This is a genomic window from Psychrobacillus sp. INOP01, from assembly GCF_018140925.1.
Taxonomy (GTDB): domain Bacteria; phylum Bacillota; class Bacilli; order Bacillales_A; family Planococcaceae; genus Psychrobacillus.
On the sequence record NZ_CP073315.1, the window covers coordinates 3,538,104 to 3,563,527 of the forward strand.

At 37.1% G+C, this 25,424-nt stretch carries 23 protein-coding genes; 20 read left to right on the forward strand and 3 right to left on the reverse strand.

The genetic code is table 11. The annotated features are described in order from the left end of the window. From KD050_RS17280 to psiE, 9 genes are all read left to right on the forward strand, one after another. On the forward strand, positions 1-1,281 hold the full coding sequence (locus tag KD050_RS17280) for a dihydroorotase (protein WP_211893565.1): 1,281 nt from the start codon (positions 1-3) through the stop codon (positions 1,279-1,281). Then, positions 1,278-2,378, forward strand: coding sequence for a carbamoyl phosphate synthase small subunit (locus tag KD050_RS17285; protein WP_211893566.1), 1,101 nt, complete (start codon positions 1,278-1,280; stop codon positions 2,376-2,378). Before KD050_RS17280 ends, KD050_RS17285 begins: the two co-directional genes overlap by 4 nt. Continuing rightward, positions 2,371-5,568, forward strand: a complete 3,198-nt coding sequence (gene carB, locus KD050_RS17290; RefSeq protein ID WP_211893567.1) for a carbamoyl-phosphate synthase large subunit — start codon at positions 2,371-2,373, stop codon at positions 5,566-5,568. Before KD050_RS17285 ends, carB begins: the two co-directional genes overlap by 8 nt. Further along, positions 5,565-6,341 (forward strand): dihydroorotate dehydrogenase electron transfer subunit, encoded by a 777-nt coding sequence (locus KD050_RS17295; RefSeq protein WP_211893568.1) that lies wholly within the window; start codon positions 5,565-5,567, stop codon positions 6,339-6,341. The genes carB and KD050_RS17295 overlap by 4 nt, the downstream gene beginning before the upstream one ends. Then, positions 6,338-7,252 carry a dihydroorotate dehydrogenase gene (locus KD050_RS17300; protein ID WP_211893569.1) on the forward strand — a complete coding sequence of 305 codons (915 nt, stop codon included), beginning with the start codon at positions 6,338-6,340 and terminating at the stop codon, positions 7,250-7,252. The genes KD050_RS17295 and KD050_RS17300 overlap by 4 nt, the downstream gene beginning before the upstream one ends. After that, complete coding sequence (pyrF, locus tag KD050_RS17305; protein ID WP_211893570.1) at positions 7,249-7,959, forward strand: orotidine-5'-phosphate decarboxylase; 711 nt, start codon at positions 7,249-7,251, stop codon at positions 7,957-7,959. The genes KD050_RS17300 and pyrF overlap by 4 nt, the downstream gene beginning before the upstream one ends. Continuing rightward, positions 7,956-8,588: an orotate phosphoribosyltransferase gene (gene pyrE, locus KD050_RS17310; protein WP_211893571.1), complete on the forward strand. Its 633-nt coding sequence runs from the start codon at positions 7,956-7,958 to the stop codon at positions 8,586-8,588. Before pyrF ends, pyrE begins: the two co-directional genes overlap by 4 nt. 446 nt (positions 8,589-9,034) lie before the next feature. Beyond that, complete coding sequence (gene hprK / locus KD050_RS17315; protein WP_211893572.1) at positions 9,035-9,952, forward strand: HPr(Ser) kinase/phosphatase; 918 nt, start codon at positions 9,035-9,037, stop codon at positions 9,950-9,952. Positions 9,953-10,203: 251 nt separating this feature from the next. Then, positions 10,204-10,656 carry a phosphate-starvation-inducible protein PsiE gene (gene psiE, locus KD050_RS17320; RefSeq protein ID WP_211893573.1) on the forward strand — a complete coding sequence of 151 codons (453 nt, stop codon included), beginning with the start codon at positions 10,204-10,206 and terminating at the stop codon, positions 10,654-10,656. Positions 10,657-10,810: 154 nt separating this feature from the next. Here the strand turns inward: psiE and KD050_RS17325 are convergent, their stop codons facing one another. Together KD050_RS17325 and KD050_RS17330 are read right to left on the reverse strand one after the other, a co-directional pair. Continuing rightward, positions 10,811-11,614 (reverse strand): YgaP family membrane protein, encoded by an 804-nt coding sequence (locus tag KD050_RS17325; protein WP_211893574.1) that lies wholly within the window; start codon positions 11,612-11,614, stop codon positions 10,811-10,813. A 169-nt stretch (positions 11,615-11,783) separates the two neighbouring features. Then, positions 11,784-12,056 carry an alpha/beta-type small acid-soluble spore protein gene (locus tag KD050_RS17330; RefSeq protein WP_211893575.1) on the reverse strand — a complete coding sequence of 91 codons (273 nt, stop codon included), beginning with the start codon at positions 12,054-12,056 and terminating at the stop codon, positions 11,784-11,786. A gap of 287 nt (positions 12,057-12,343) precedes the next feature. Here KD050_RS17330 and KD050_RS17335 point away from each other — a divergent pair, with 287 nt between their 5' ends. The 3 genes from KD050_RS17335 to KD050_RS17345 all read left to right on the forward strand — a co-directional run bounded on the left by KD050_RS17335 (position 12,344) and on the right by KD050_RS17345 (position 15,345). Beyond that, positions 12,344-13,246 (forward strand): LysR family transcriptional regulator, encoded by a 903-nt coding sequence (locus KD050_RS17335; protein WP_211893576.1) that lies wholly within the window; start codon positions 12,344-12,346, stop codon positions 13,244-13,246. A 99-nt stretch (positions 13,247-13,345) separates the two neighbouring features. Further along, on the forward strand, positions 13,346-14,182 hold the full coding sequence (locus tag KD050_RS17340) for a YitT family protein (protein WP_211893577.1): 837 nt from the start codon (positions 13,346-13,348) through the stop codon (positions 14,180-14,182). A 797-nt stretch (positions 14,183-14,979) separates the two neighbouring features. Next, positions 14,980-15,345, forward strand: coding sequence for a hypothetical protein (locus KD050_RS17345; RefSeq protein WP_211893578.1), 366 nt, complete (start codon positions 14,980-14,982; stop codon positions 15,343-15,345). A gap of 66 nt (positions 15,346-15,411) precedes the next feature. On the opposite strand, the gene KD050_RS17350 is transcribed toward KD050_RS17345, so the two are convergent. Next, the gene (locus KD050_RS17350; RefSeq protein WP_211893579.1) at positions 15,412-17,097 is read right to left on the reverse strand and encodes an Rqc2 family fibronectin-binding protein; all 1,686 of its coding nucleotides are present in this window, start codon (positions 17,095-17,097) and stop codon (positions 15,412-15,414) included. A gap of 179 nt (positions 17,098-17,276) precedes the next feature. Here KD050_RS17350 and gmk point away from each other — a divergent pair, with 179 nt between their 5' ends. The 8 genes from gmk (at position 17,277) to KD050_RS17390 (ending at position 25,423) form a co-directional block, all read left to right on the forward strand. After that, the gene (gmk, locus tag KD050_RS17355; protein ID WP_211896341.1) at positions 17,277-17,897 is read left to right on the forward strand and encodes a guanylate kinase; all 621 of its coding nucleotides are present in this window, start codon (positions 17,277-17,279) and stop codon (positions 17,895-17,897) included. After that, the gene (gene rpoZ, locus KD050_RS17360; protein WP_090562720.1) at positions 17,898-18,122 is read left to right on the forward strand and encodes a DNA-directed RNA polymerase subunit omega; all 225 of its coding nucleotides are present in this window, start codon (positions 17,898-17,900) and stop codon (positions 18,120-18,122) included. It begins immediately after the preceding gene. Between the two features lie 108 nt (positions 18,123-18,230). Continuing rightward, complete coding sequence (coaBC, locus tag KD050_RS17365; RefSeq protein ID WP_211893580.1) at positions 18,231-19,436, forward strand: bifunctional phosphopantothenoylcysteine decarboxylase/phosphopantothenate--cysteine ligase CoaBC; 1,206 nt, start codon at positions 18,231-18,233, stop codon at positions 19,434-19,436. Continuing rightward, positions 19,433-21,844 (forward strand): primosomal protein N', encoded by a 2,412-nt coding sequence (gene priA, locus KD050_RS17370; protein WP_211893581.1) that lies wholly within the window; start codon positions 19,433-19,435, stop codon positions 21,842-21,844. The genes coaBC and priA overlap by 4 nt, the downstream gene beginning before the upstream one ends. A gap of 25 nt (positions 21,845-21,869) precedes the next feature. After that, on the forward strand, positions 21,870-22,358 hold the full coding sequence (gene def, locus KD050_RS17375) for a peptide deformylase (protein ID WP_211893582.1): 489 nt from the start codon (positions 21,870-21,872) through the stop codon (positions 22,356-22,358). Beyond that, positions 22,355-23,296: a methionyl-tRNA formyltransferase gene (gene fmt / locus KD050_RS17380; protein ID WP_211893583.1), complete on the forward strand. Its 942-nt coding sequence runs from the start codon at positions 22,355-22,357 to the stop codon at positions 23,294-23,296. Before def ends, fmt begins: the two co-directional genes overlap by 4 nt. After that, positions 23,293-24,645 carry a 16S rRNA (cytosine(967)-C(5))-methyltransferase RsmB gene (gene rsmB, locus KD050_RS17385; protein ID WP_211893584.1) on the forward strand — a complete coding sequence of 451 codons (1,353 nt, stop codon included), beginning with the start codon at positions 23,293-23,295 and terminating at the stop codon, positions 24,643-24,645. Before fmt ends, rsmB begins: the two co-directional genes overlap by 4 nt. 10 nt (positions 24,646-24,655) lie before the next feature. After that, positions 24,656-25,423 carry a Stp1/IreP family PP2C-type Ser/Thr phosphatase gene (locus KD050_RS17390; RefSeq protein WP_370627142.1) on the forward strand — a complete coding sequence of 256 codons (768 nt, stop codon included), beginning with the start codon at positions 24,656-24,658 and terminating at the stop codon, positions 25,421-25,423. The last annotated feature ends 1 nt before the right edge of the window (position 25,424 follow it).

Consider the following 25,424-nt stretch of genomic DNA (forward strand, 5'->3'; position numbering starts at 1 on the left):
ATGACAAAAATTATTCAAAACGTTCAAATAGTTAACAATGAAGGGGAATTAGAGTCGGCTGCTGTTTTAGTTCAAGAAGGCAGAATTGCAGCAATCGGAGCGAATGTTACATCAAATGATGCACAACAAATAGATGGGAAAGGACTTTTGCTTTCTGCAGGTTTCATCGATGTGCATGTACACTTACGTGAACCAGGTGGAGAGCATAAAGAAACGATTCAAACAGGAACAAAAGCTGCAGCAAAAGGTGGTTATACAACCATTTGTGCTATGCCGAATACAAGACCAGTACCTGACACTGTAGAAAATTTCTCACATGTTCTAGATTTAGTAGAGAAAAATGCACTTGTTCGTGTCCTACCTTATGGTTCTATTACAATCCGACAAGCGGGTAAAGAAAGAACAGATATCGAAGCATTGAAAAATCTTGGAGCTTTTGCTTTAACAGATGACGGTGTTGGTGTCCAAGAGGCTGGGACAATGCTAGAAGCAATGGAGGAAGCAGCAAAATTTAATATTCCAATTGTTGCTCACTGTGAAGATAACACACTTATCTACGGGGGCGTTATGCATAAAGGAAAACGTAGCAAAGAGCTTGGGTTGAAAGGTATTCCCTCTGTTTCTGAATCAGTACATATTGCAAGAGATATACTACTCGCAGAAGCAGCAGGGGCTCATTATCACGTATGTCATGTCAGTACAAAAGAGTCAGTTCGTGTCATAAGAGACGCTAAAAAAGCTGGTATTCATGTGACAGCAGAAGTAAGTCCGCATCATTTATTGCTTTGTGAGGATGATATTCCTTCAAATGAAGCAGCCTGGAAGATGAACCCTCCACTTAGAGCTAAAGAAGATATGATGGCACTTAGAGAAGGATTAGAAGATGGAACTTTAGATTTTATAGCGACGGATCACGCTCCACATACAGAAGAAGAGAAGTCATTAGGATTTGAAAAAGCTCCATTCGGAATTGTTGGATTAGAAACAGCATTTCCACTATTATATACTCACTTTGTAAAAACTGGCGATTGGACACTCAAGCAGCTATTGAATTATTTAACGGTTAAACCAGCAGATGTATTTGGTTTTGAGTTTGGTAAGCTTGAAGTAGGGGCACCAGCTGATTTGGTATTGATTGATCTAGAAAAAGAACAAAGAATCGATAAAGAAGCTTTTGTATCAAAAGGAAAGAATACTCCGTTTAACGGATGGGCTTGCAATGGTTGGCCACAACTTACAATGTATAACGGAGAGATCGTATGGCAGGAGGAACAAGCATGAAAACAAGATACTTAATATTAGAAGACGGTACGGTATTTAAGGGAAACGCATTCGGAAGTGAAGCGGGAACAATTGGTGAAGTAATCTTTACAACAGCTATGACAGGCTATCAGGAATCGATTTCAGATCCTTCTAATTGTGGACAAATATTAACGTTTACGTATCCGATGGTTGGTAACTATGGTATAAATCCAGATGATTTTGAAGCTATTACAATTGGGCTTTCCGGAGTAGTAATAAGAGAACTTGCTGAACAACCATCGAATTTCAGAAATACTGGTACTTTAAGTGAATTTTTAAATGCTAAAAATGTTCCTGGAATTGAAGGAATTGACACTAGAAAGTTAACTCGTATTATTCGTATGCATGGTTCATTAAAAGGAAGACTTACAAATGCTGATGAAGAAGTAAACGTAGAACAAGTAGTGAAAGAACTTCAGACTACTGAAATCCCAAGAAACGTAGTAGAACAAGTTTCGATTACTCGACCATATCCAAGTCCAGGACGTGGAAAAAGAGTGGTACTTGTCGACTTCGGTATGAAACACGGTATTTTAAGAGAACTAAACAAACGGGATTGCGATATTATTGTTGTCCCATATAATACATCCGCTGCTGAAATATTAGGGATGTTTCCCGATGGAGTCATGTTATCCAACGGACCTGGAGATCCAACTGATATTCCAGAAGCAATCGAAATGGTAAAAGGAATTATAGGTAAAGTACCTATTTTTGGAGTATGTCTAGGACATCAACTTATTTCACTTGCAAGTGGCGCTACATCCTTCAAATTGAAATTTGGCCATCGCGGAGGAAATCATCCAGTAAAAGATTTAAGAACAGGAAGAACAGAGTTAACTTCTCAAAACCATGGTTATGCAATTGATGCAGATTCCATTGCACAAACAGATTTAGAAATAACACATATAGCGTTAAATGACGGCACAGTTGAAGGGGTAAGACATACTAAATTCCCGGTATTTTGTGTTCAGTTCCACCCAGAAGGATCATCAGGACCAGAAGATTCAAAACATCTATTTGACGAGTTTATTGAATTAATGAATCTAGAGAGCAAAAAGGAGAATTCACATGCCTAAACGTAAAGATATAAAAACAATATTAGTAATAGGTTCAGGTCCAATCGTTATCGGCCAAGCTGCTGAATTCGACTACGCTGGTACACAAGCATGTATTTCACTAAGAGAAGAAGGCTATAGTGTTATTTTAGTGAATTCCAATCCTGCGACTATTATGACGGATACAGAAATTGCAGATAAAGTTTATATTGAACCCCTTACACTACCGTTTGTTAGTAAAATTATTCGTAAAGAGCGTCCAGATGCAATTTTACCTACACTTGGTGGACAGACTGGATTGAATATGGCAATTGAGCTTGATGAATCAGGTATTTTAGATGAACTAGGAATCGAAATATTAGGTACAAAATTAGAAGCAATTCACAAAGCAGAAGATCGTGATCTATTCCGTACTCTGATGAATGAATTAAATGAACCGGTTCCAGATAGTGATATTATCCATAATCTTGAAGAAGCGAAAGCATTCGTAGAACGTATTGGGTATCCAGTTATCGTCCGTCCGGCATTTACAATGGGAGGAACAGGCGGTGGTATTTGTCACAATGATACTGACTTAGCTGAAATTGTAACAAGTGGTTTAAAATATAGCCCTGTTACTCAATGCTTACTTGAAAAGTCGATTGCTGGATATAAAGAGATTGAATATGAAGTAATGCGTGATTCCGCAGACAACGCAATTGTTGTATGTAATATGGAAAACTTCGATGCTGTTGGGATTCATACAGGAGATTCAATCGTAGTTGCGCCTACACAAACATTATCTGACCGTGAAAACCAAATGCTTCGTAATGTATCTCTAAAAATTATTCGTGCACTTAAAATTGAAGGTGGATGTAACGTACAATTAGCACTTGATCCACATAGCTTCAACTACTATATTATCGAAGTAAACCCTCGTGTAAGTCGTTCATCTGCACTTGCATCAAAAGCTACTGGTTATCCAATTGCGAAACTTGCAGCTAAAATCGCAGTAGGTCTTACATTGGATGAGATGATGAATCCAGTTACACAAAAAACCTACGCTTGTTTTGAACCAGCATTAGACTACATCGTTGCAAAAATTCCAAGATGGCCATTCGATAAATTTGAATCAGCTAAACGTAATCTTGGAACACAAATGAAAGCTACGGGAGAGGTAATGTCACTTGGACGTACATTTGAGGAAGCGATACTTAAGTCAGTTCGTTCCCTTGAAACAGGTCATTTCCATATCGAAATGAAAAACAGTGAGTCCATTACAGATGCATGGATGGAAAAACGTATTCGTCGTGCAGGAGATGAGAGACTCTTCTTCATAGGAGAAGCACTTCGACGTGGAGTAACTGTTGAGACAATTCATGAGTGGAGCCAAATTGATCTATTCTTCTTAAACAAACTTCAAAATATCGTGAAATATGAAGAAGTTATCCAAAAAAATGCTTTTAATCAAGAAGTATTATATAAAGCAAAACGTATGGGCTTTGCAGATAAAACTATTGCGAAATACTGGAATGTGACTGAATTAGAAGTTTATAACTTTAAAAAAGAAAATGGAATTGTACCAGTTTACAAAATGGTCGATACTTGTGCAGGAGAGTTTGAGTCAGAAACACCTTACTTCTATGGAACATATGAAGAGGAAAATGAATCCATTCGTACGGAAAAGGAAAGCGTAATTGTACTAGGGTCAGGTCCGATTCGTATCGGTCAAGGGGTTGAGTTTGACTATGCAACTGTACATTCTGTATGGGCTATTAAAGAAGCAGGCTATGAGGCAATTATTATAAATAATAACCCTGAAACAGTTTCAACCGACTTCTCCATTTCGGATAAATTATATTTTGAACCACTTACTCTAGAAGATGTCATGCACATCGTTGACTTAGAGCAGCCGAAAGGTGTAGTGGTACAATTCGGAGGACAAACAGCGATTAACTTAGCTGCTGGACTTGAAGAAAGAGGCGTTAAAATTCTAGGCACAACGCTAGAAGACATTGACCGTGCCGAAAACCGTAACAAGTTTGAAGCAGCTCTTCATGAAATAGATATTCCTCAGCCACTCGGAAAAACTGCAGTATCTGTGGAAGAAGCAACTAAAATTGCCAACGAAATAGGGTATCCAGTATTAGTTAGACCTTCTTATGTACTTGGTGGTCGTGCAATGCAGATTGTATATACCGAAGATGAGATCAAACACTATATGGAGCATGCGGTAGAAGCGAGCCCTGAAAAACCAGTTCTAATCGACCGTTACTTAACAGGAACAGAAATTGAAGTAGATGCAATTTGTGATGGGGAAAATGTATTAATACCAGGAATCATGGAACATATTGAACGTGCAGGTGTTCACTCAGGTGATTCAATTGCTGTATATCCACCACAAAAACTATCACAACAACAGATTGATACACTGGTAGATTACACAACAAGACTTGCAAAAGGACTGAAAATTGTTGGATTGATGAATATTCAATATGTCATTTCCAAGGATGAGGTTTACGTAATTGAAGTAAATCCACGTTCAAGTCGTACAGTACCGTTCTTAAGTAAAATCACATCCATCCCTATGGCGAATATTGCAACAAAAGCGATTTTAGGTCAATCAATCATTGAACAAGGGTACACACCAGGACTTGTCCCAAATAGCCCAGGAGTATATGTAAAAGTACCGGTGTTCAGTTTTGCGAAACTTCGTCGAGTGGATATTACGCTTGGACCTGAGATGAAATCTACTGGGGAAGTAATGGGGAAAGATATAACGATCGAAAAAGCGTTATATAAAGGACTAGCGGCAGCAGGAATGGAAATCAAAGATCACGGAACAGTACTAATGACTATTTCGGATAAAGACAAAGCAGAAGGCACAGAAATTGCGAAAAGATTTTACGCAATAGGATTCCGCATTATGGCTACACAAGGTACTGCTGAAGCAATTAAAAATGCAGGAATTCCAGTAGACATCGTGGATAAAATCGGCGCAAAAGGAACTACATTACTAGACGTAATTCAAAAAGGGGAAGCACAATTTATTATCAACACGCTAACTAAAGGAATGCAACCTGAACGTGATGGATTCCGTATTCGTAGAGAGTCTGTAGAAAATGGCATCCCTTGTTTAACATCATTAGATACTGCAGAAGCAATGCTACGTGTTATTGAATCAATGACATTCTCTACTGAGACTATGAAACATCAGGAGGTTAAAGCATGATTAGACAAGAACAAATGCAAGTCGTACAACAAAGATCAATTGCGACGAACATTTTTGAACTCACATTGACTGGACAACTAGTACTGGATATGAAACAGCCAGGTCAATTTGTCCATCTACGAGTGTCTGATCAAATGGAGCCTTTGCTAAGAAGACCAATAAGTATTTCATCAATAAATAAAGAAACATCAGAATTTAAAATGATTTACCGAGCAGAAGGCAGAGGAACTGTGCTTCTATCTGAGAAAAAGCAAGGGGACCAGGTCGATGTACTTGGACCTCTTGGAAATGGTTTTCCTATTGATAAGGTAGAAGCTGGTCAAAAGGCTTTACTAGTTGGTGGAGGAATTGGTGTACCGCCTCTATATGAATTATCCAAAATACTTGTGGAAAAAGGTGTACAGCCTATTCATGTGTTAGGATTTCAATCCGAGGATGTTGTTTTTTATGAAAAACAATTTCAAGAACTTGGAGAAACCCATATCGTAACAGCAGATGGTAGTTATGGTCATACCGGCTTTGTAACAAATGTATTAGAGACATTGAAGGATGATTTTGAGGTTTACTACAGCTGCGGTCCAACACCGATGCTTTCCGCTCTAGAAAAATTGTATCCTGAAAGAGAAGGATATTTATCTTTTGAACAACGTATGGGTTGTGGAATTGGTGCATGCTTTGCATGTGTTTGCGACACTACAGAGAAAATAGATGCTGATTATGTGAAGGTTTGTTCAGATGGTCCAGTGTTCCCGTCAGGAGTGGTTCGAGTATGAATAGATTAGCTATAGAATTACCAGGTCTTTCTTTGAAAAATCCAATTATGCCAGCCTCTGGATGCTTTGGATTCGGAAAGGAATATGCAAAATTATATGATTTGTCTAAGTTAGGTGCCATTATGATTAAGGCTACAACCCCTGAAACTAGACTTGGTAATCCAACACCACGCGTGGCAGAAACACCTGCAGGAATGTTAAATGCAATTGGTCTACAAAATCCAGGATTAAAAAAAGTGATGGAAAACGAACTTGTATGGCTTGAGCAATATGAAGTACCGATTATTGCAAATGTAGCAGGCTATACAACAGAGGATTATGTCACTGTAGCAGAAGTGATTTCAAAAGCTCCCAATGTCCATGCGCTTGAACTAAATATTTCTTGTCCGAATGTAAAACAAGGTGGGATTACATTTGGAACAGACCCTTTAGTTGCAGAAGAATTAACTAAAGCTGTAAAAGCAGTATCTTCTGTACCTGTATATGTAAAGCTATCTCCAAACGTAACCGATATTGGAGAAATAGCAAAAGCGGTAGAAGCGGGTGGAGCTGACGGTATTACAATGATTAATACATTACTTGGTATGCGCTTAGATACTAAAACTGGTCGACCGGTGATTGCAAATGTAACTGGTGGTTTATCAGGTCCTGCTATTAAGCCTGTGGCACTTCGTATGGTTTATGATGTAGCGAAACGAGTGTCAATACCAATTATCGGAATGGGTGGAATTGCAACAATTGATGATGTGATTGATTTCTTATCAGCTGGAGCAAGTGCAGTTGCAGTAGGAACGGCAAATTTTGTAGATCCATTCATTTGTCCAAAGCTAATCGAACAGCTTCCAGAAAAGTTAGATGAACTTGGATTTGAGACAGTAACTGATTTAGTTGGAAGGAGTCATAGATTATGAAAAACAGTCCAATTATTGCATTAGACTTTGCCTCAGCTGGAGATGCATACAAATTTCTAACTCCATTTGAGCAGTCATTATTTGTAAAAGTAGGCATGGAATTATATTTACAAGAAGGACCTTCCATCGTGTATAAATTGAAAGAAATGGGTCATGATGTATTTCTTGATTTGAAATTACATGATATTCCACACACAGTAGGCCAAGCGATGAAAGGTCTCGCTCGATTAGGAGCAGATTTAGTGAATGTGCATGCTGCTGGTGGAGCGGCTATGATGATTGCTGCACGTGAAGGGTTAGAGGCAGGTACACCAGTTGGTAATAAAAGACCTTCCATTATTGCAGTAACTCAACTAACTTCTACATCTGAACAGCAAATGCAACAGGAACAGCTGATTCAAACGACAATTGATGAATCCGTTGTAAATTATGCAGAACTAGCTAAAACAGCTGCTTTAGATGGAGTCGTTTGTTCCGTATTGGAAGCAAAAAAAATTGCTGATGCATGTGGACAGGAATTTTTACGTGTAACTCCTGGTATTCGTTTAGAAGAAGGAGACGCACATGATCAGGTTCGTGTTGCAACTCCAGCAAATGCGCGAATACTTGGTTCATCCCATATTGTTGTGGGACGAGCAATAACAAAAGCGGAAAACCCAGTACAAGCATATAGAACTATTTTGAAAATGTGGGAGGAAAATGCATGAGCTTAGAAAACAAAATTGCCAAGGCGCTTCTTGAGGTGGGTGCAGTTGCATTAAAACCTAATGACCAATTCACATGGGCTTCTGGTATCAAATCCCCAATTTACTGTGATAACCGAATTACAATGTCATCACCGGCAATTAGAAAAGAAATTGCTCAAGGCTTAGCAAAAGCAATCGAAGAAAACTTTCCAGGAACAGAAGCAGTAGCAGGTACTGCAACAGCAGGTATTCCTCATGCTGCATGGGTGAGTGATATACTGGAACTTCCGATGATGTATGTCCGGTCAAAAGCAAAAGAACATGGACGTGGCAATCAGATTGAAGGTAAAGTAGTGGCAGGGCAAAAAGTTGTAGTAATTGAAGACTTAATTTCCACAGGTGGAAGCAGTCTAGTGGCAGTTGATGCACTGCAAAAAGAGGGATTAGAAGTACTGGGTGTAGTTAGTATATTTACTTATGAGCTACCAAAAGCAGAGCAAGCATTTGAAGAAGCAGGTATTTCTTTTGTTAGCTTAACAAACTATGATGCTTTAACAACTGCCGCAAAAGAAGCTGGAACCATTTTAGAAGAGGATTTACCTATGCTTTCAAAATGGCATAATGACTTAAAAAGTGGACTGCTTAAATAGACTTTAGTGTAACGATCTCCTCAAAGGGGGTCGTTTTTAGCTGATTCGGCTTTTAATAATGCTTGAAATATGTGTTTTTAAAAATGCAATTCACATTACATTTTACTCGTATTCTTTATCGAAAGTATTTGTCTATTTAAATGAATACAGGCATTTAGATTACTAGTATATACAATAGTGTTATTATCATTGTTTTATTGTGGTGATTGGCTTAAGGATAGCCACTATTATTTGGGTGTTGGGAGGAAAATGTAGACCAACCAATAAAACGAGAACTGTAACTCTTCCTTATAATGAAAAATTTGATATACAGAAGTGCTATTTTCTATGGTATTTGTTATATTATGAGTTAATGATGTTTAGATTTTCGTTTAATATAAATTGGTGGGAACATACACGAGGGACTATTAATATGTAACTTGTTAGTGAGAGGGCGAGTGTAAGGTATGAAGAGTTTAATGGTGACAGATCTTGTGAATAGATTTTCTTTGGAAGTTTTATCTGGTCACAATCAATGCCATCGAGTATTAAAGAAAACAAAGGTTCGACGTCCAGGCTTGGAGTTTATGGATAAATTCGATTTTATAGCAACAGAACATGTCCAAATTTTAGGGAAAAATGAAATAAATTATTTACATACACTTCAAGAAGAGGAATGTAAGTTACGAATAGGCAATATTATTAAATACGATCCCCCCTGTATAGTAATTACTTCCAACCAGGAGGAGCCACCTGGGCTAATACAATATTGTGTAGAAAATGATATACCGTTACTGCGCACCCCTGATTCCACAAGCGAAGTAAGTGCAAAACTTGATGCATTTGTAGTAAAAGCTATGGCTCCAGAGATTTCGATACATGGTGTTTGTGTAAATGTATCTGGCATGGGAATATTGTTGCGAGGTAAATCTGGTGTCGGCAAAAGTGAAACAGCTCATACATTAATAGGGCGTGGTCATAGATTAGTTGCAGATGATATCGTTGTTTTAAAAAAGCTAAGTCCACAGACCCTTCTGGGATCTCATAATGAGAAAAACAAAGAATTCTTGGCATTACGAAGTATTGGGTTGTTGAACGTAGTCCGCTTGTATGGTCGTACTGCATTTCAAGAGGAAACTCGAATTGCATTAGATATTGAGTTAACTAAATGGGAAAGCAATACATTGAATAATGAATTAGAGTTGGAAACTAAATTTATGGATTATATGGGGGTTCAAATTCCTCATATTCAAATCCAGTTACAACCAGGTCGTGACGTCGCCGGTCTAATTGAAGCAGCTGCAAATAATTGGTATTTAAAGCAGCAAGGATATAGTGCTGCGGAAGAATTTGTGAAAAGACTAGAGCAAGAAATGGAAGATTAGTTATAGATATATACTTAAAAAGTACCCACCGTGTCTATATGAACGGTGGGTATTTTTCATTCTTGTAAAAAAGTTAAAACATTTTTTATTTTCAAATAAATTTATAGACTTGGAAGCGTTTTCCAGTTTATTATTTTCTAAAAGGTACCTCAAAATAATCGAAAGCTCTATTTGGGGATTCCACTTTAATAGAAAGGATATGTGGTCTAAGCGAATGAAATAATATTAATAATTCGGAATGGGGGATGTTAATGGAAAAGTTATTTAAAAAAGAATTTTCTATAGTTTTATCAATTATCCCAAAGATGTTGCAAATGTTTCTGAATTTCTGTCTAGTATTGTTAGCGCTAATTTTATCCTTTTTACTTATTAAAGAGTTAACTGTATTCTTTAAAATTTTGATAACTGTTGGGTCCAGTGATTACAAGCAATTCCTTGCAAATATCCTCATTTTCTTTTTATATTTTGAATTCATTACGATGATCGTTAAATATTTCAAGGAAGACTATCATTTTCCACTCAGGTATTTTTTATATGTAGGAATTACTGCTATGATTCGGCTAATTATTGTCGAGCATGATCACCCTATAGATACATTAATTTATTCTCTAGTTATACTTATTCTAATTGTCGGTTATTTCATTATGAATATTACACCTCTAGAAAGACCAAAGCGTCATTATTTTAAAAGTAGTAGGGAGTAAATCAGCGATGTTCAAAGAAATGAAAAACGTGCAGCGTATTAATCGAATAAACGACTAGTACGCAACACGTTATCTTTTGGTAGTGCATCTTAATTATAAAAAATTCGTGAATAGAATAATTGTTCCCTTTTCTACCACCACTTTTTTTACAGTGTTATTGGAGAATATTTGGAGTAGATGTATTTTTTTGTCCAGTCTTGGAAACTGCATCTATGACGGATGAATCTATGTTTGAATTCTTAGCAGCTCCATCTAGCTGCGGTTTTGTATCTGATTTTGGAGAAGCAGCTTGCTTATTATTAGAACTAGAGGTTGTTTTCGTATTGCTACCATTTGCAGAAGCATCTTTCTTCTGCGTATTTCCATTTGTTTCTGGTTTCTTATTGCCTGCTCCGCTCGCTCCAGAGGCACTTTGTGAACTCGCCATACCTGCTACGTCTTTGACCATTTGACTAACTTGTGGTGCGACAGTTTGAGCAATGCTGCCGATTGTTTGAGCATTGGCACCCATAGCATTTTGGCCAGTACTGCTGCTATTTTGGTTACCTCCCATACTTTGTGAACCAGAAGTACTTTGAGGCGATTTCGTGCTAGTTAGTATTTGTGCAATATTTCCAACCATCTGCATGATGTTTCCACTTTTTTGTCCAGCATTGCCACCTGAAGCATATTGTCCAGATTGAGTTCCGCTCGCCATCGTATTACCAGCATTAGCTTGAGCACCTGGATTTGCATTTTCACTCGCTAGGTTTTCCATAATAGTACCTATTGCTTTAGTTGGGCAAAATTTTGTTGCTCCTTCAGCTGCTTTCATAGAACCAAAAAGGACAAGCATCTTTCCACTTCTGCTTTTGGGTTCACGTAAAAGGCGCAGGGTACCATAAGTGGTCATTACTGAACCTACCATGAGCCGGTAGAATGCAGTTCCTGGACTTAGATTTTGTTGGTTAAATGCCATCTGTCAAGACCTCCTATTATTCATTTCATTATTGCTTGGGAAATACTACAAAGGAATGTAGTAAAATTAAGAAACAGATATTGACTTGATACTCATCCATTTCAGCCTTATAATCCCCATTCAATCGATTTTTATACGATATTATCGCTCAATTGTGGAGAGAAAAAATTTATTTCTTAATCATTTGTTCTTGAGCCATTCTAACCATTTCTTTTACCATACTTCCTCCAATTGGCCCTCCAATTCTTCCTGCCTGTTCTGAAGTAAGTTTACCGTTATATTCGTTATTTAAGGGAATACTTAATTCATCTGCAATTTCGTATTTTACATCATCTGGATTATTACTTTTTACCTCATAACCTTGCTCTTTCATCACCCTAACCTTTAATTTGTCTAATTCCTCACGTGCAGAAGGTACTAATATTTTATTTTTGTTTGCCATATTTTCTTCACTCCTTCATTGGGTAGTCTTTCCGCAAAATGAAATTTTACTCTTTTGGTATGTACTACCAATGAAACAAATATTTTTTTAGCCTTGTTTTTAAAAATTGGAGGTATATTTTTGTATAAACCATTTAACCCTAATATTCTAAATGATTTTAATTAAAATAATTCATTTCATTAATATTGAAATAGATACTATAATATCATTTGGCGGCGAATAATATCGTCTTTTAGATCGGATTCCTATACAATATGAGGAATATTATTCGTATGGGGGGATTTACTGTGGAACTTCGCAATTTAAAAACCTTTTTGGTTGTGGCTGATTGTGGTGGATTTACGCGAGCTGGTGAACAGTTGGGTTATACACAGTCGACAGTAACAAATCATGTTAGAGCATTAGAGGAGGCTGTTGGAAATCGCCTTTTCGATCGGCTAGGAAAAACGGTTGTTTTAACAGATGCTGGTACACATTTAGCATCGTATGCAAAGGAAATATTGCACCTTTATCAGGAAGCGGTCGATTCTTCCCGGTTAAATACCGAGCCTTCCGGTACAGTTTTAATAGGAGCAAATGAATCTTTAATGGTATATAGATTGCCGACCATTTTGTATGAGTTTAAAAGAATGTATCCGAATGTCCAACTTATTTTGCAACCTTCCGAAAGTCAGGAGCTTAATAATGAGTTGAAATCTGGAAAATTTGACCTGGCTTTATTTACAAATCCTGAAAGACTAGGTCCAGACATTATTACGAGTAATTTAGTGAAAGAGACATTGGTAATGATTGCCCCTGCAGGTCACCGATTATGTGGTAAAGCGGTAATTACTCCAAACGATTTGGAAGATGAAGTATTGCTTTTGACGGAGACTGGAAGCTATCGTGACTTGCTCGAAAGATGGATTAAAGACGAAGGTGTTGGTTGTTCACGCATTGCTTTTTGGAATATAGAAGCTATCAAACAATCAGTGAAGTGTGGGCTAGGTCTTTCCTATCTACCTTTGATGACTGTGAGAGAGGAACTGGAGCGAGGTAGCTTAGTTGCATTACCTTGGGAGCATAGCGAGGAGTTCGTGACTACTCAACTAGCGTATCACAAAGATAAATGGCTTACGCCAGCAATGAATAAATTAATTGAAATAATCGAGAAGCACGCAAAGAAATGGGAGTCGGAAGACCGCCAGTAAACTACATAGAGTAAAACTTCCATTAGTGAGGGATTACAGCCTGTTAAAACGGGATAAAGTAGAGTTTTGCTTGGTTATTGGTAGGAGGAAATTCATAACATGGCACAACAACGTATCAAAGAAATATTATTAATTATTATTGGATCCTTATTATTCGCAGTCGGTATTAACTATTTTGCAATCCCATACCGGTTATCTGAAGGAGGGGTAATTGGGGTCACTGTTATTACATATTATTTATTCCAATGGTCACCAGGTGTTGTGAACCTTATAATCAATGCTATTCTTTTAGCGATAGGTTATAAGTTTTTTGATAGAAAGACAATGATTTATACGGTACTTGGAATTATTTTTTCCTCCTTATTTCTATTTATAACAGAAGACGTTGGCCATCAATTGAATGGTGATACATTACTAGCTGCTCTTTTTTCAGGGGTGTTTGTTGGCCTTGGTCTTGGTCTAATGTTCAGAGCTGGTGGAACTTCCGGCGGATCTGCCATTTTAGCTCGTTTAGCAAATCAATATTTAGGATGGAGTCTGGGAAAAGGTGTCCTTATTATTGATATTGTTGTAATTGCTGGATCAGTATTCATCATTGGTCAGGAAAAAGCAATGTACACGCTTATTGCTGTATTTTTAGGCTCTAAAGTAATTGATTATGTAATTGAAGGACTAAATAGTAGAACAGCAGTGACAATTATTTCCGAGCACTCCGAAGAAATTCGCCAATTTATAGTATCTAAAATGTCGCGTGGGGTAACAATTCTAGAAGGTCGCGGCGGCTATAGCCAGGACCAAAAAGAAGTTCTCTATATTGTTATAAACCAACAGGAACTAGTACGCCTGAAACAAACCGTCAGCAGCGTGGATGAACAGGCATTCGTTGTCGTTCACGAAGTCCGCGATGTATTAGGTAGTAGTTTTAGTGTTAGTTAACATGAAAGGTTAGTTGTAGTATCATTGACCTTTATAAAACGTAAACCCTATTAAATAGCCAATCCCATGGGGAAACCTGCTATTATATTGACCACTTGATGTTGATGCATCAAGTGGTTTTTTATGTAGTCTGGCATTACTTTTTTAATATAAATAAATAGAGTGTGTCTTTTGTATTTCAATTATTTTTAAAATTTTGAAATATCAAGAAAAAACATGAAAGTTAACGGGATGATGCAAAGTGGAACTCCATTATAAAATGTTTAAATCTTACAAATTCAGTCTAAACTTTTTATAAATTGGTTAAACTTGAAATATTTTAGAAGAGTGGGTCAATTACATAATGAATTAATTAGTAGTAATACCCGAACAAGGTTGATTTCCGCTCCAACGCCCTTTCATGTTTAGAAGCTAGCGTAGCGATGCAGAAACAGGTGGACGCTCTTCATGGGATCGGCTTCATTCTCCTCGGGCCAATAGGATGTTGGTCACGAAGGCGTTGCGATTGCGTTGTGGCACACTTAAGCCTTTGTCACTTTCTAACGTTCCTGCGAGGCTTTCAGTTCGTGCACCCGACGCTTTGCTATCGGTGCAGAAAACATTTGATGTTCCCACTGGAGTCGCTGCCTTGCGCTCTAATCAACGAAATCCACTATTCGTGTTTTATATTGAAATAAAGGGTTATTTCCTTTATGAAGAGGTGTTATCCCTATAATTTTATGAATATGGTAATGTAATGACTATTTTGGGTTCTAAAAACTAAATATATTTTACTTAAATATGAAAGAGGTGCTTAAATGAGCTTTAAGATTGCAATAATTGTTTGTTTGACTTTAATGTGTCTAGTTGCTTGTATTACCTATTTTTTAGGGAAAAAGGTATCTAAAAACTTGATGAAATATATTCCGGTGTTTTCTTTTGGGATAGGAATGCTCTTTTTTTATATTAAACTCAACTTTATTTCTGATAACCCAAATTCCTTCGATAGAATTTCCGATATGATTGTAATTATTATACTTCTTATTGTATTCAGTATTGCTTTGTTAGAGGCGGTCATCATTGATATAGTAGAAAATACAAAAATATTTGGAAAAGGTTTTATGGGTTTACGAAAAGCTATGAAATTAGTAGTCGTAAATAAAAAACAGGTCCGATTGAAGTAACGAAACTACTTCCATCAGACCTGTCGTTCTTAGTATACATGTGTATTAAATGTACGGTTTAAATTTCTATTTTTTCATATGTCTAATTTTCTCTTCATCCGGAGTTACAAAAAGAGTTGTCTGCTCAAAATAAATAACAAAACCAGGTTTTGCCCCACTTGGCTTCTTTACCTGTTTAATCACTGTATAATCCACTGGCACCGACGCAGATTCACGTGCCTTACTAAAATATGCAGCTAGATTCGCCGCCTCTAAAAGTGCAGTTTCCGACGGATTTTCTGAATGTATAACAACATGTGATCCAGGGATATCCTTTGTATGAAGCCATGTATCGGTTTTACGAGCTAATTTAAAGGTAACAAAATCATTCTGTTTATTGTTTTTACCGACCGAAATCTCGGTGCCATCTGATGCAAAATATTTTTCTGGAGTTGGTTTTATAGGCTTTTTCTTCTTTTTCGATGCCCTTGCTTTTATTAAGCCCTGCTCCATAAGTTCTTCTCGAATTTCTTCTATGTCGGTTGGAGATGCTTGCATTACTTGTTGAAGTAATAATTCGAAGTAAGCTATATCTTCTTTGGTTATTTCAAATTGCTGTTCAATTTTTAGTAATGCAGTTTTTGCTTTTGTATAGCGGCTATAATACCTTTGTGCATTTTGTGTGGCTGTTTTTCTGCTATCTAACGGTATTACAATTGTTTTTTCATTTTCATCATAATAATTTACAAGTTCTACTTCCTTCAATCCTTTTTCAATTGCGTAGGCATTTGCCATTAATAGCTCACCGAATAGTTGATACGTATCTAAGTTCTCAGCTTGTTCAAAATCTTTTTGGAGTTTTTTCATTTTTAATTTCAATTTGTTTAATTCATTTTGAAGCCAGCGTTCCAAATCTCCAGCTTGTTGTTTCACGCGGTCTCGCTCTGCTTTGGCAAAATAAACGCGATCAAGTAGATTACCTAAACTTTCTTCATTAAATTTATTGCCATCTAAATGTGTAAGTGCATTGGGTGAATAGAAGTTTTTCCCGTTTAATTCTACAATTTGCTTAGTAGAGCCACCTAGCTTAATCTCTTCTATAAATTCTTTATAGATTTTCATTCTATTCTTCGAATTTTGGAATCTATACATTAATTCCTTGGCATGCAGTGGAGAAAAACCAGAAATTTGGTCCATAATTTCTTTAGGATCACTGGCGGATTGAAGTACTCCTTCAAGTGCTTCCGAAATTTCCAATGGATTCAGCTTATTTTGAGAAGGCGGTGCGATATATGGTTGACCAGGTAAAATAGTACGATAACTATTCATGGAAGGGGACAGATGCTTAATACTCTCCAAGATTAGATTACGAGAAGGGTCAACTAAAAGTAAATTGCTATGACGTCCCATAATTTCCATATGAATTTCACGTGTGATATCATCACCAATTTCATTTTTGCTTTGTATTTGGAAAATAATAATTCTGTCGCTTTCATGTTGGTGAATGCAGGTAATAATTCCACCTTCTAAATGCTTTCGTAACACCATGCAAAAAAGTGGAGGTTGGGCTGGGTTGTCGAGTGTTTCATTGGTAATTTGTACACGCGAATAGGATGAATGAACAGAGAACAAAAGTTTATAATTTTTACCTTGAGCTCTTATGTGCATTAATATTTCCTGTGCATTTGGTTGGTGTATCTTAGAAATACGACCTGTCACGAGTTGCTGTAATTCAGTTGTCATTGATATTGTAAATAAACCATCAAAAGCCATAAGTAATCCTCTTTCAAAACATTATTTTTTGTTTAGCGACCGGCGCCTACCGTCAATCTAAAAAGGCGTCTTGTGCTTTTCTATATATCTTATCATTTTCCACCATACTTGTGTTATAATCAGTTAAGTATGTAATTGGAAGAAGTCGACGTAGTATGACTGTATTTGAAGGAGACGTTATGCGAAGAGAAAAAGGTATATTGATCGTTTTATCAGGTCCGTCAGGAGTAGGTAAAGGGACAGTTAGAAAAGAATTATTTTCAGAGCCAGGTACAAACTATGAGTATTCTATATCCATGACTACGAGAAGTCCTCGTGAAGGTGAAGTGGATGGAGTAGACTATTTCTTTAAACAAAAAGACGAGTTTGAACAGCTGATTGAAGAAGGTAAGTTGTTGGAGTATGCATCCTATGTAGGAAATTACTATGGGACGCCTATCGACTATGTAAATGCTACGTTAGATTCTGGACGAGATGTGTTTTTAGAAATCGAAGTCCAAGGAGCAGCGCTTGTTCGTGAAAAAGCTCCAGAAGCACTATTTATTTTCCTTGCGCCTCCAAGCCTGTCTGAGCTCGAGCAAAGACTTATAGGTAGAGGAACGGAAACGGAAGATGTCATTAGTTCAAGGATTAAAGCTGCACGACAAGAGCTTGAAATGATGCATTTATATGATTATGTTGTAGAAAACGATGAAGTAGCTAAAGCATGCGCGAAAATTAACGCAATTGTAGTAGCAGAACATTGTCGACGTGAACGTGTAGAAAAAAGATATTCAGCTATGCTGGAAGGAGAATTATAAATGTTATATCCATCTGTAGATTCTTTAAAAACCCAAATCGATTCAAAATATTCTTTAGTGAGTGTTGCTTCTAAAAGAGCACGTCAGCTACAAGAAGAAGGCGGCGAACGCCTGATTTCATATGTTTCTCATAAGCAAGTTGGGAGAGCGTTAGAAGAAGTTGCAGCTGGTGAACTTACTATACAATCATCTAGTGATTCTGTAGTTTATGAAGACGAAGTATAATATTTAACAATACGCAAGTAGATGTCTCAACAAGCTGCGGATTAACTGCAACCTCCCAAAGAATGTACGGTTCTTTGGGAGGTTGTTGTTTAGAGGGGAGAATTCATGTTGTTAACTTCTAAAAAAATTCTTGTTTGTGTTACCGGTGGTATTGCCGTATATAAAGCGGTTGCATTGGTTAGTAAATTGACACAAGCAGGGGCAAATGTAAAAGTAATGATGACAAAATCGGCGATGGAATTTGTTCAACCATTAAGCTTTCAGGCTATGTCTAGAAATGATGTGTATTTTGATACATTTGATGAAAAGGACTCTAGCGTTATTGCGCATATCGATTTAGCAGACTGGGCAGATTTAGTGATTGTAGCTCCTGCAACTGCCAATTTAATCGGTAAACTAGCAAATGGTATTGCGGATGATATGGTGACTACTACATTATTGGCAACAACTGCGGATGTATGGATAGCACCTGCAATGAATGTACATATGTATGAAAATGCTGCTGTTATACGTAATATTACTCAACTTTCAAGAGATGGTTATCAGTTTATCGAGCCTTCTGAAGGTTTTTTAGCCTGTGGATATGTAGGTAAGGGTCGGTTAGAAGAACCAGAGAAAATAGTACAGTTGGTAGGTGCGTATTTTGCGCCGAAAGAACTACCTTTAAAAGGAAGCAAAGTTGTCGTAACGGCAGGTCCAACTAGAGAGAGAATTGACCCTGTCCGATTTTTGACTAATTTTTCAAGTGGAAAAATGGGATATGCTATGGCCGAGGCTGCGGCAAGTCTGGGAGCAGAAACTATTTTGATCTCTGGTCCTGTCAGTTTGAGTGCTCCAGCAAACGTAACGCTTGTTTCCGTAGAAAGTGCAAAAGAAATGCTAGATGCCGTGTTGCTTCATTTTGAGACAGCTTCGATAGTTATAAAAACTGCTGCCGTGGCAGATTATAAACCTAAAGAAGTTTATTCTCAAAAGATGAAAAAGCAAGCTGGTGATTCTACTATTTTATTAGAAAGAACTACCGATATTCTTTTGGAACTGGGTAAACGAAAAAAGGACCAATTATTAATAGGCTTTGCAGCAGAAACAAACGATGTGATCCATTATGCTAAAAGCAAGCTAGTTAAGAAAAATGCGGATTATATTATTGCCAATGACTTGACCGAAGCGGGTTCAGGATTTGGAACAGATACGAATGCTGTAACGTTAGTTGGTAAAAATATGGAACAGTATTTTCCTCATCAAAGCAAGAAAGAGCTTGCGCTACAAGTACTGCAAACCATTATTCAATTGGAGAAAGATGATTCTAAATGATAGTAGAAGTTATTGTAGATGTATCAGCTTATCCTATTGATCGGCCTTTTGACTATATTGTACCTGAAGAATTAGAAACAGTTGTAGAACGTGGAAGTCGTGTACATGTTCCTTTTGGAAATAGAAAAGTACAAGGATTTATAACGAATATTAAAGAGCATTCTGATTTAGATGTGTCCAAGCTCAAAGAGATTATTTCTATAATCGATGTGGAACCTGTAATAACCGAAGAATTATTACAACTTTCCAAATGGATGACCAATAAAACGCTATGCTATGAGATAGATGCACTTCAAGTAATGCTACCAGCTGCTCTCCGTGCTACATATAAAAAAGAAATATTGTTAGTAGAACCAGACGGAGTAGATATAGGGACACTAGCATTATTTGGTTCAAAAGAAACGATTTCTTATGAAGTATTTGAAAAAGCTGGACTATTACGGCAGATGAAAAAGTATTTAGATCAAGGTAACTTCCAGTTGGAGACTGTTATTAAGCAACATGGAAAGGTAAAAACAATCGCTAAATATCGTATGGTGGAAAACAAAGAATTAGTTCATACCCTACTAAGTGAACTCCCCAAAAATGCGATTAAACAAAAAGAGCTAATCGAATGGCTTTTAATGCAAAAGCAACCTTTATATACAATGGCAGAACTTAAAGATAGAGCACAGACAAATAATCATACGGTTAAAGCTTTAATCGATAAAGGAATTTTAGAAAAAGAAAACAAAGAAATATACCGTGAAATAAGCAGTCTTGAGTATAGCGACCGGGACCATAGATTTAAATTGACGGATGAACAACAAGAAGCTCTAGACCAGATCAATGAAGCGCAGGATAAGAATCAGGATACTACTTTTCTTCTACACGGCATTACCGGTAGTGGGAAAACAGAGATTTATTTGAATGCTATTGAAAAGTCAATCAATGAAGGCAAACAGGCAATTATGCTTGTACCTGAAATATCATTGACACCTCAAATGACTAGAAGATTTAAATTGCGTTTTAACGACCAAGTAGCTGTAATGCATAGTGGGCTATCAGTCGGTGAAAAATTTGATGAATGGCGTAAAATTTGGCGTGGCGAAGTGAAGGTTGTTGTCGGTGCTAGATCTGCAATATTCGCACCTTTTAAAAATCTAGGCTTAATCATTTTAGATGAGGAGCATGAATCTACCTATAAACAGGAAGATACACCAAGGTATCATGCGAGAGATGTAGCAATTTGGAGAAGTAGTTTTCATCAATGTCCAGTAATTTTAGGAAGTGCAACACCTTCACTTGAATCCTATGCACGAGCTTCAAAGGGAGTGTACAGTTTATTAACTTTGCAGATGCGTGCGAAAGAACAGTCTTTACCATTCGTAAATGTTGTGGACATGCGTGCAGAGTTAAAAAACGGAAATCGTTCTATGTTTAGTTTAGATCTTGCGGATGCTATCCGAGAAAAGTTAGATAAAAAAGAACAAATCGTTTTATTTTTAAATAAAAGAGGATTTTCCTCATTTGTATTATGTAGAGATTGTGGAACAGTAGTAGAATGCGACAATTGTGATATTTCGCTTACCTATCACCGAGAGGGCGAGCAGCTTAAATGTCATTATTGTGGACATGAAGAACCAGTACCGAAGCAATGTCCCGAATGTTCTAGTGAGCATATTCGATTCTTCGGAACAGGTACTCAAAAGGTGGAAGAAGAGATTACAAAGCTATTCCCTTATGCAAGAGTTCTTCGAATGGATGTAGATACCACTAGAACGAAAGGGTCACATGAACGGATTTTAAAACAATTTGGAGATGGCGAAGCGGACATCTTACTTGGAACCCAAATGATTGCAAAGGGGCTTGATTTTCCCAATATTACGCTTGTTGGTGTATTAAATGCTGATACAACTTTGCACTTAGCCGATTTTAGAGCGGCCGAAAAAACATTTCAGTTAATGACGCAAGTTAGCGGACGAGCTGGAAGACATGATAAAGAAGGTCAGGTGTATATCCAAACGTATACACCGGAGCATTATGCAATAGAATATTCGAAATCGCAGTTGTATGAGCCGTTCTATCATAAAGAAATGCTGGTGCGAAAACAGTTCGAATATCCACCTTTCTATTATTTAACACTTGTTCAGGTAACACATGAAAATGTCCTGTTAGCCTCGGAATATGCAAAATTAGCAACTGATTGGTTACGTGAGAATTTATCTTCCACGACGATGGTAATTGGACCAACTTCTAGTGCAATTAGTAAAATACAAAATAGATATCGCTACCAATGTTTGATAAAATACAAAAAAGAACCAATATTAGTGGAAAAGCTTCAACAATTAATAAAAATATACCGAACCGAGTGGATAAAAAAAGGAATCATTTTAACAATTGATTTGGATCCTTCCACAATTTTATAAGGTGTTTGAAATGAGGAAAAGAAAAATGGCAATACGTTCAATTATTACACATCCAAATGATGTACTATTAAAGAAATGTGAAGAAATTACTGAATTTGATGCCAAATTGGCTAAGCTTTTAGATGATATGTACGACACGATGGTCGCTTCTGATGGAATCGGAATAGCTGCACCTCAGGTCGGAGAGGCAATTCAAGCAGCAATCGTTGATCTAGGTGAAGGTCAAGATATTATCGAAATGATCAATCCAGAAGTAGTGGAAATCGGAGGGTCAGAAATAGAAGTGGAAGGATGCTTAAGCTTTCCTGACGTTTATGGAGAAGTAGAACGTCCATTTTATGTAAAAGTAGAAGCTCAGGATCGAACAGGAGCTTTATATGAATTACAAGCAGAGGATTATGAAGCAAGAGCCGTTTTACATGAAATAGATCATTTACATGGTGTTTTATTTACAACAAAGGTTATTCGTTATGTAGAATTGGAAGAACTTGAAAATGAGGTGGAAGAAGTATGACATCTATTATCTTCATGGGTACCCCAACATTCTCCGCACCTATTTTGAGAATGTTAGTGGATGAAGGCTATAAAGTAAAGGCTGTCGTGACTCAACCAGATCGACCAGTAGGTAGAAAAAAAGTATTGACCGCACCTCCTGTAAAAGAAGAAGCCATTCAACTTGGTTTGCCTGTAATTCAGCCGAATAAATTAAAAGGATCAGATGAACTAGATCAAATTATCGCCCTAAAGCCAGATTTAATCGTTACTGCCGCTTTCGGTCAGATTCTCCCGAAAGAATTGTTAGAGGTTCCTGAACTTGGTTGCATTAATGTTCATGCATCGTTGCTACCTGCTTATCGTGGTGGTGCACCAATTCATCAGGCAATAATAGATGGGCAAAGTAAAACAGGTGTAACAATAATGTATATGGAAGAAAAATTAGATGCTGGAGATATAATATCGCAAAGTGAAATATCTATTGAACACTCTGATGATACTGGTCTGTTATTTGAAAAACTAAGTGCAGTTGGTTCTGAGCTACTTAAAGAGACATTACCTTCCATTATCGCAAAAACGAATAATCGTACTAAACAGGATGACACAAAAGTAACTTTTGCTAAAAATATTTCACGTGAACAAGAAAGAATAGATTGGAATAATTCAGCGTTGCAATTGCACAATCAAATTCGTGGGCTTCACCCTTGGCCAGTAGCCTATACAACATTAGATGGACAAGTTGTGAAGATTTGGAAGGCGGATACTACTTCGATTCAAACGAATGAAAAACCTGGAACTGTTGTGAAAATTGAGTCAGAATACTTCGTTGTTCAAACTGGAAAGTCAGAAGCGATTCGGATTAATGAGTTACAACCAGCTGGTAAAAAGAAATTGTCCGCAGAAGATTATTTGCGCGGCGTAGGCTCGAAATTGCGAATAGGAGATATATTTGAATGACGAAAAAAAGCGAAAAAATTTGGACAGGTAATGTTCGAGATGCTGCACTTACTATATTAATGGCTGTTGAAAAGCAGCAAGCATATAGTAACTTACTATTACACCAAACGATAGAAAAGTATACGATTGACCCGAAAGATCGCGCGTTACTTACGGAACTAACTTATGGCACCCTTCAATATAAAATGACACTAGATTATTATTTACAACCGTTTATTAAAGGGAAATTAGATGACTGGGTTAAGCAATTACTCCGCTTATCCCTATATCAAATCCATTATTTATCGCGTATTCCTGATCATGCGGCTGTTAATGAAGCGGTCGAAATCGCGAAAAGAAGAGGACATAAAGGAATTGCCTCAGCAGTTAATGGTATATTGCGGTCTATTTTAAGAGAAGGCGTTCGTTCAACGGAAGATATTAAAAATAGAGAAGAGCGATTGTCCATCGAGACAAGCCATCCACTATGGATGGTAAATCGTTTCATATCACAATATGGTTTTGAAACGACGGAGAAGATGTTGAAGGAAAATAATGAGCCGCCTGTTACGACGTTGCGAGTAAACTTATTTAAGCGTACGGTTGATCAAGTACTTCATCTGATGACACAAGAAGGGCATGTAGTGGCTAAAAGTGAAATCATTCCCGAGTGTATTTACTTATTTAACGGACAAGCAGCTAGAACAACTGCTTATCAAGAGGGCTTTGTAACAATTCAAGATGAAAGTTCTATGATTCCTGCTTATGTTCTTCAGCCAGAACCTGGGATGACCGTTTTAGATATGTGTTCAGCACCTGGTGGTAAAACTACTCATATTGCCGAAAAAATGAAAAATACAGGGAAACTTGTGGCAATGGATATTCATCAGCATAAATTAAAGCTAGTGAAAGAAAATGCAGAGCGTTTAGGCTTTAGTTTTATCGAAACAGTGGAGATGGATGGAAGAAAAGCTAGCGAAAATTATGCACCACAATCATTTGATCGCATACTTGTGGATGCACCATGCAGTGGACTTGGCGTTATGAAACGTAAGCCTGATATTAAATATACAAAAAAAGAAAAAGATTTTGCTTCCTTAAAACCAATTCAGATGAATTTATTAGAAGAAGCGTATAAACTTTTAAAACCGGATGGATTAATGGTATATAGTACTTGTACAGTCGATTTGGAAGAAAACGAAGGAACGACACAGCTATTTCTAGATGCACATCCTGATATGGAACTTCAACATTTCCCAAACGTTATTAAACGTATAAAGAAACAGGAAAAAGAAGGAACGCTTCAGATTTTCCCGCAAGATTTACGTAGTGATGGATTTTATGTAGCTCTATTTCAAAAAAAGAAATAGAGACCACTCTTTGCCAAATTCAAAAGAGGTGAATGATAAGATGAAGTTTGTTGTGAAGACGGATGTAGGAATGAAAAGAACTGTAAATGAAGATAGAGTAGAAGTTTTTATGCGTGAGGACAGTCGGTTATTGGCTGTTGTTGCCGATGGTATGGGTGGTCATAATGCGGGAGACGTTGCGAGTGAGCTAGCTGTTTCTGAGTTTAAAAAGTATTTTGCTGCATTCAATCCGTTTATAGTAAAGGCAAGAGATTGGTTAACCTATACATTTCAATCGATCAATCAAACTGTTAGTAGACATTCTAAAATGAGCGCAGAATGTGCTGGTATGGGAACAACATTAATCGCAGGGTTATTTGAGAAACACCAAGGGATTATTGCTCATGTTGGGGATAGCCGCGTCTATTTGATATCAGCAGAGCAAGTCCTTCAAATTACACGAGACCATTCGTATGTTAACGTCCTCATCGATTCTGGGGAAATAAGTGAGGAACAAGCGAAGACCCATCCCAATAAAAATGTATTAATGAAAGCAATTGGTACTGAACGAACAATTCAACCAGACTTTTACGATATCGCTTTCCAACCAAACTCTTATTTACTTTTTTGTACAGACGGTTTAAGCAATAAGATAAGTGAATCATTTATGCAATCCACTTTATATTCCAATAGGACGCTTGAAGAAAAAGGGCAAGATTTAGTAGATGAAGCAAATAATTCAGGCGGAGAAGATAATATTTCTTTAATCCTATTATCTAACAATGACGAGGAGGTGTAAG

Bases quoted from the DNA above. Each gene is read 5' to 3' on its own strand.
- KD050_RS17280 (WP_211893565.1), top strand. From the start codon at position 1: ATGACAAAAATTATTCAAAACGTTCAAATAGTTAACAATGAAGGGGAA.
- KD050_RS17285 (WP_211893566.1), top strand. From the start codon at position 1,278: ATGAAAACAAGATACTTAATATTAGAAGACGGTACGGTATTTAAGGGA.
- carB (WP_211893567.1), top strand. From the start codon at position 2,371: ATGCCTAAACGTAAAGATATAAAAACAATATTAGTAATAGGTTCAGGT.
- KD050_RS17295 (WP_211893568.1), top strand. From the start codon at position 5,565: ATGATTAGACAAGAACAAATGCAAGTCGTACAACAAAGATCAATTGCG.
- KD050_RS17300 (WP_211893569.1), top strand. From the start codon at position 6,338: ATGAATAGATTAGCTATAGAATTACCAGGTCTTTCTTTGAAAAATCCA.
- pyrF (WP_211893570.1), top strand. From the start codon at position 7,249: ATGAAAAACAGTCCAATTATTGCATTAGACTTTGCCTCAGCTGGAGAT.
- pyrE (WP_211893571.1), top strand. From the start codon at position 7,956: ATGAGCTTAGAAAACAAAATTGCCAAGGCGCTTCTTGAGGTGGGTGCA.
- hprK (WP_211893572.1), top strand. From the start codon at position 9,035: ATGAAGAGTTTAATGGTGACAGATCTTGTGAATAGATTTTCTTTGGAA.
- psiE (WP_211893573.1), top strand. From the start codon at position 10,204: ATGGAAAAGTTATTTAAAAAAGAATTTTCTATAGTTTTATCAATTATC.
- KD050_RS17325 (WP_211893574.1), bottom strand. From the start codon at position 11,614: ATGGCATTTAACCAACAAAATCTAAGTCCAGGAACTGCATTCTACCGG.
- KD050_RS17330 (WP_211893575.1), bottom strand. From the start codon at position 12,056: ATGGCAAACAAAAATAAAATATTAGTACCTTCTGCACGTGAGGAATTA.
- KD050_RS17340 (WP_211893577.1), top strand. From the start codon at position 13,346: ATGGCACAACAACGTATCAAAGAAATATTATTAATTATTATTGGATCC.
- KD050_RS17345 (WP_211893578.1), top strand. From the start codon at position 14,980: ATGAGCTTTAAGATTGCAATAATTGTTTGTTTGACTTTAATGTGTCTA.
- KD050_RS17350 (WP_211893579.1), bottom strand. From the start codon at position 17,097: ATGGCTTTTGATGGTTTATTTACAATATCAATGACAACTGAATTACAG.
- gmk (WP_211896341.1), top strand. From the start codon at position 17,277: ATGCGAAGAGAAAAAGGTATATTGATCGTTTTATCAGGTCCGTCAGGA.
- rpoZ (WP_090562720.1), top strand. From the start codon at position 17,898: ATGTTATATCCATCTGTAGATTCTTTAAAAACCCAAATCGATTCAAAA.
- priA (WP_211893581.1), top strand. From the start codon at position 19,433: ATGATAGTAGAAGTTATTGTAGATGTATCAGCTTATCCTATTGATCGG.
- def (WP_211893582.1), top strand. From the start codon at position 21,870: ATGGCAATACGTTCAATTATTACACATCCAAATGATGTACTATTAAAG.
- fmt (WP_211893583.1), top strand. From the start codon at position 22,355: ATGACATCTATTATCTTCATGGGTACCCCAACATTCTCCGCACCTATT.
- rsmB (WP_211893584.1), top strand. From the start codon at position 23,293: ATGACGAAAAAAAGCGAAAAAATTTGGACAGGTAATGTTCGAGATGCT.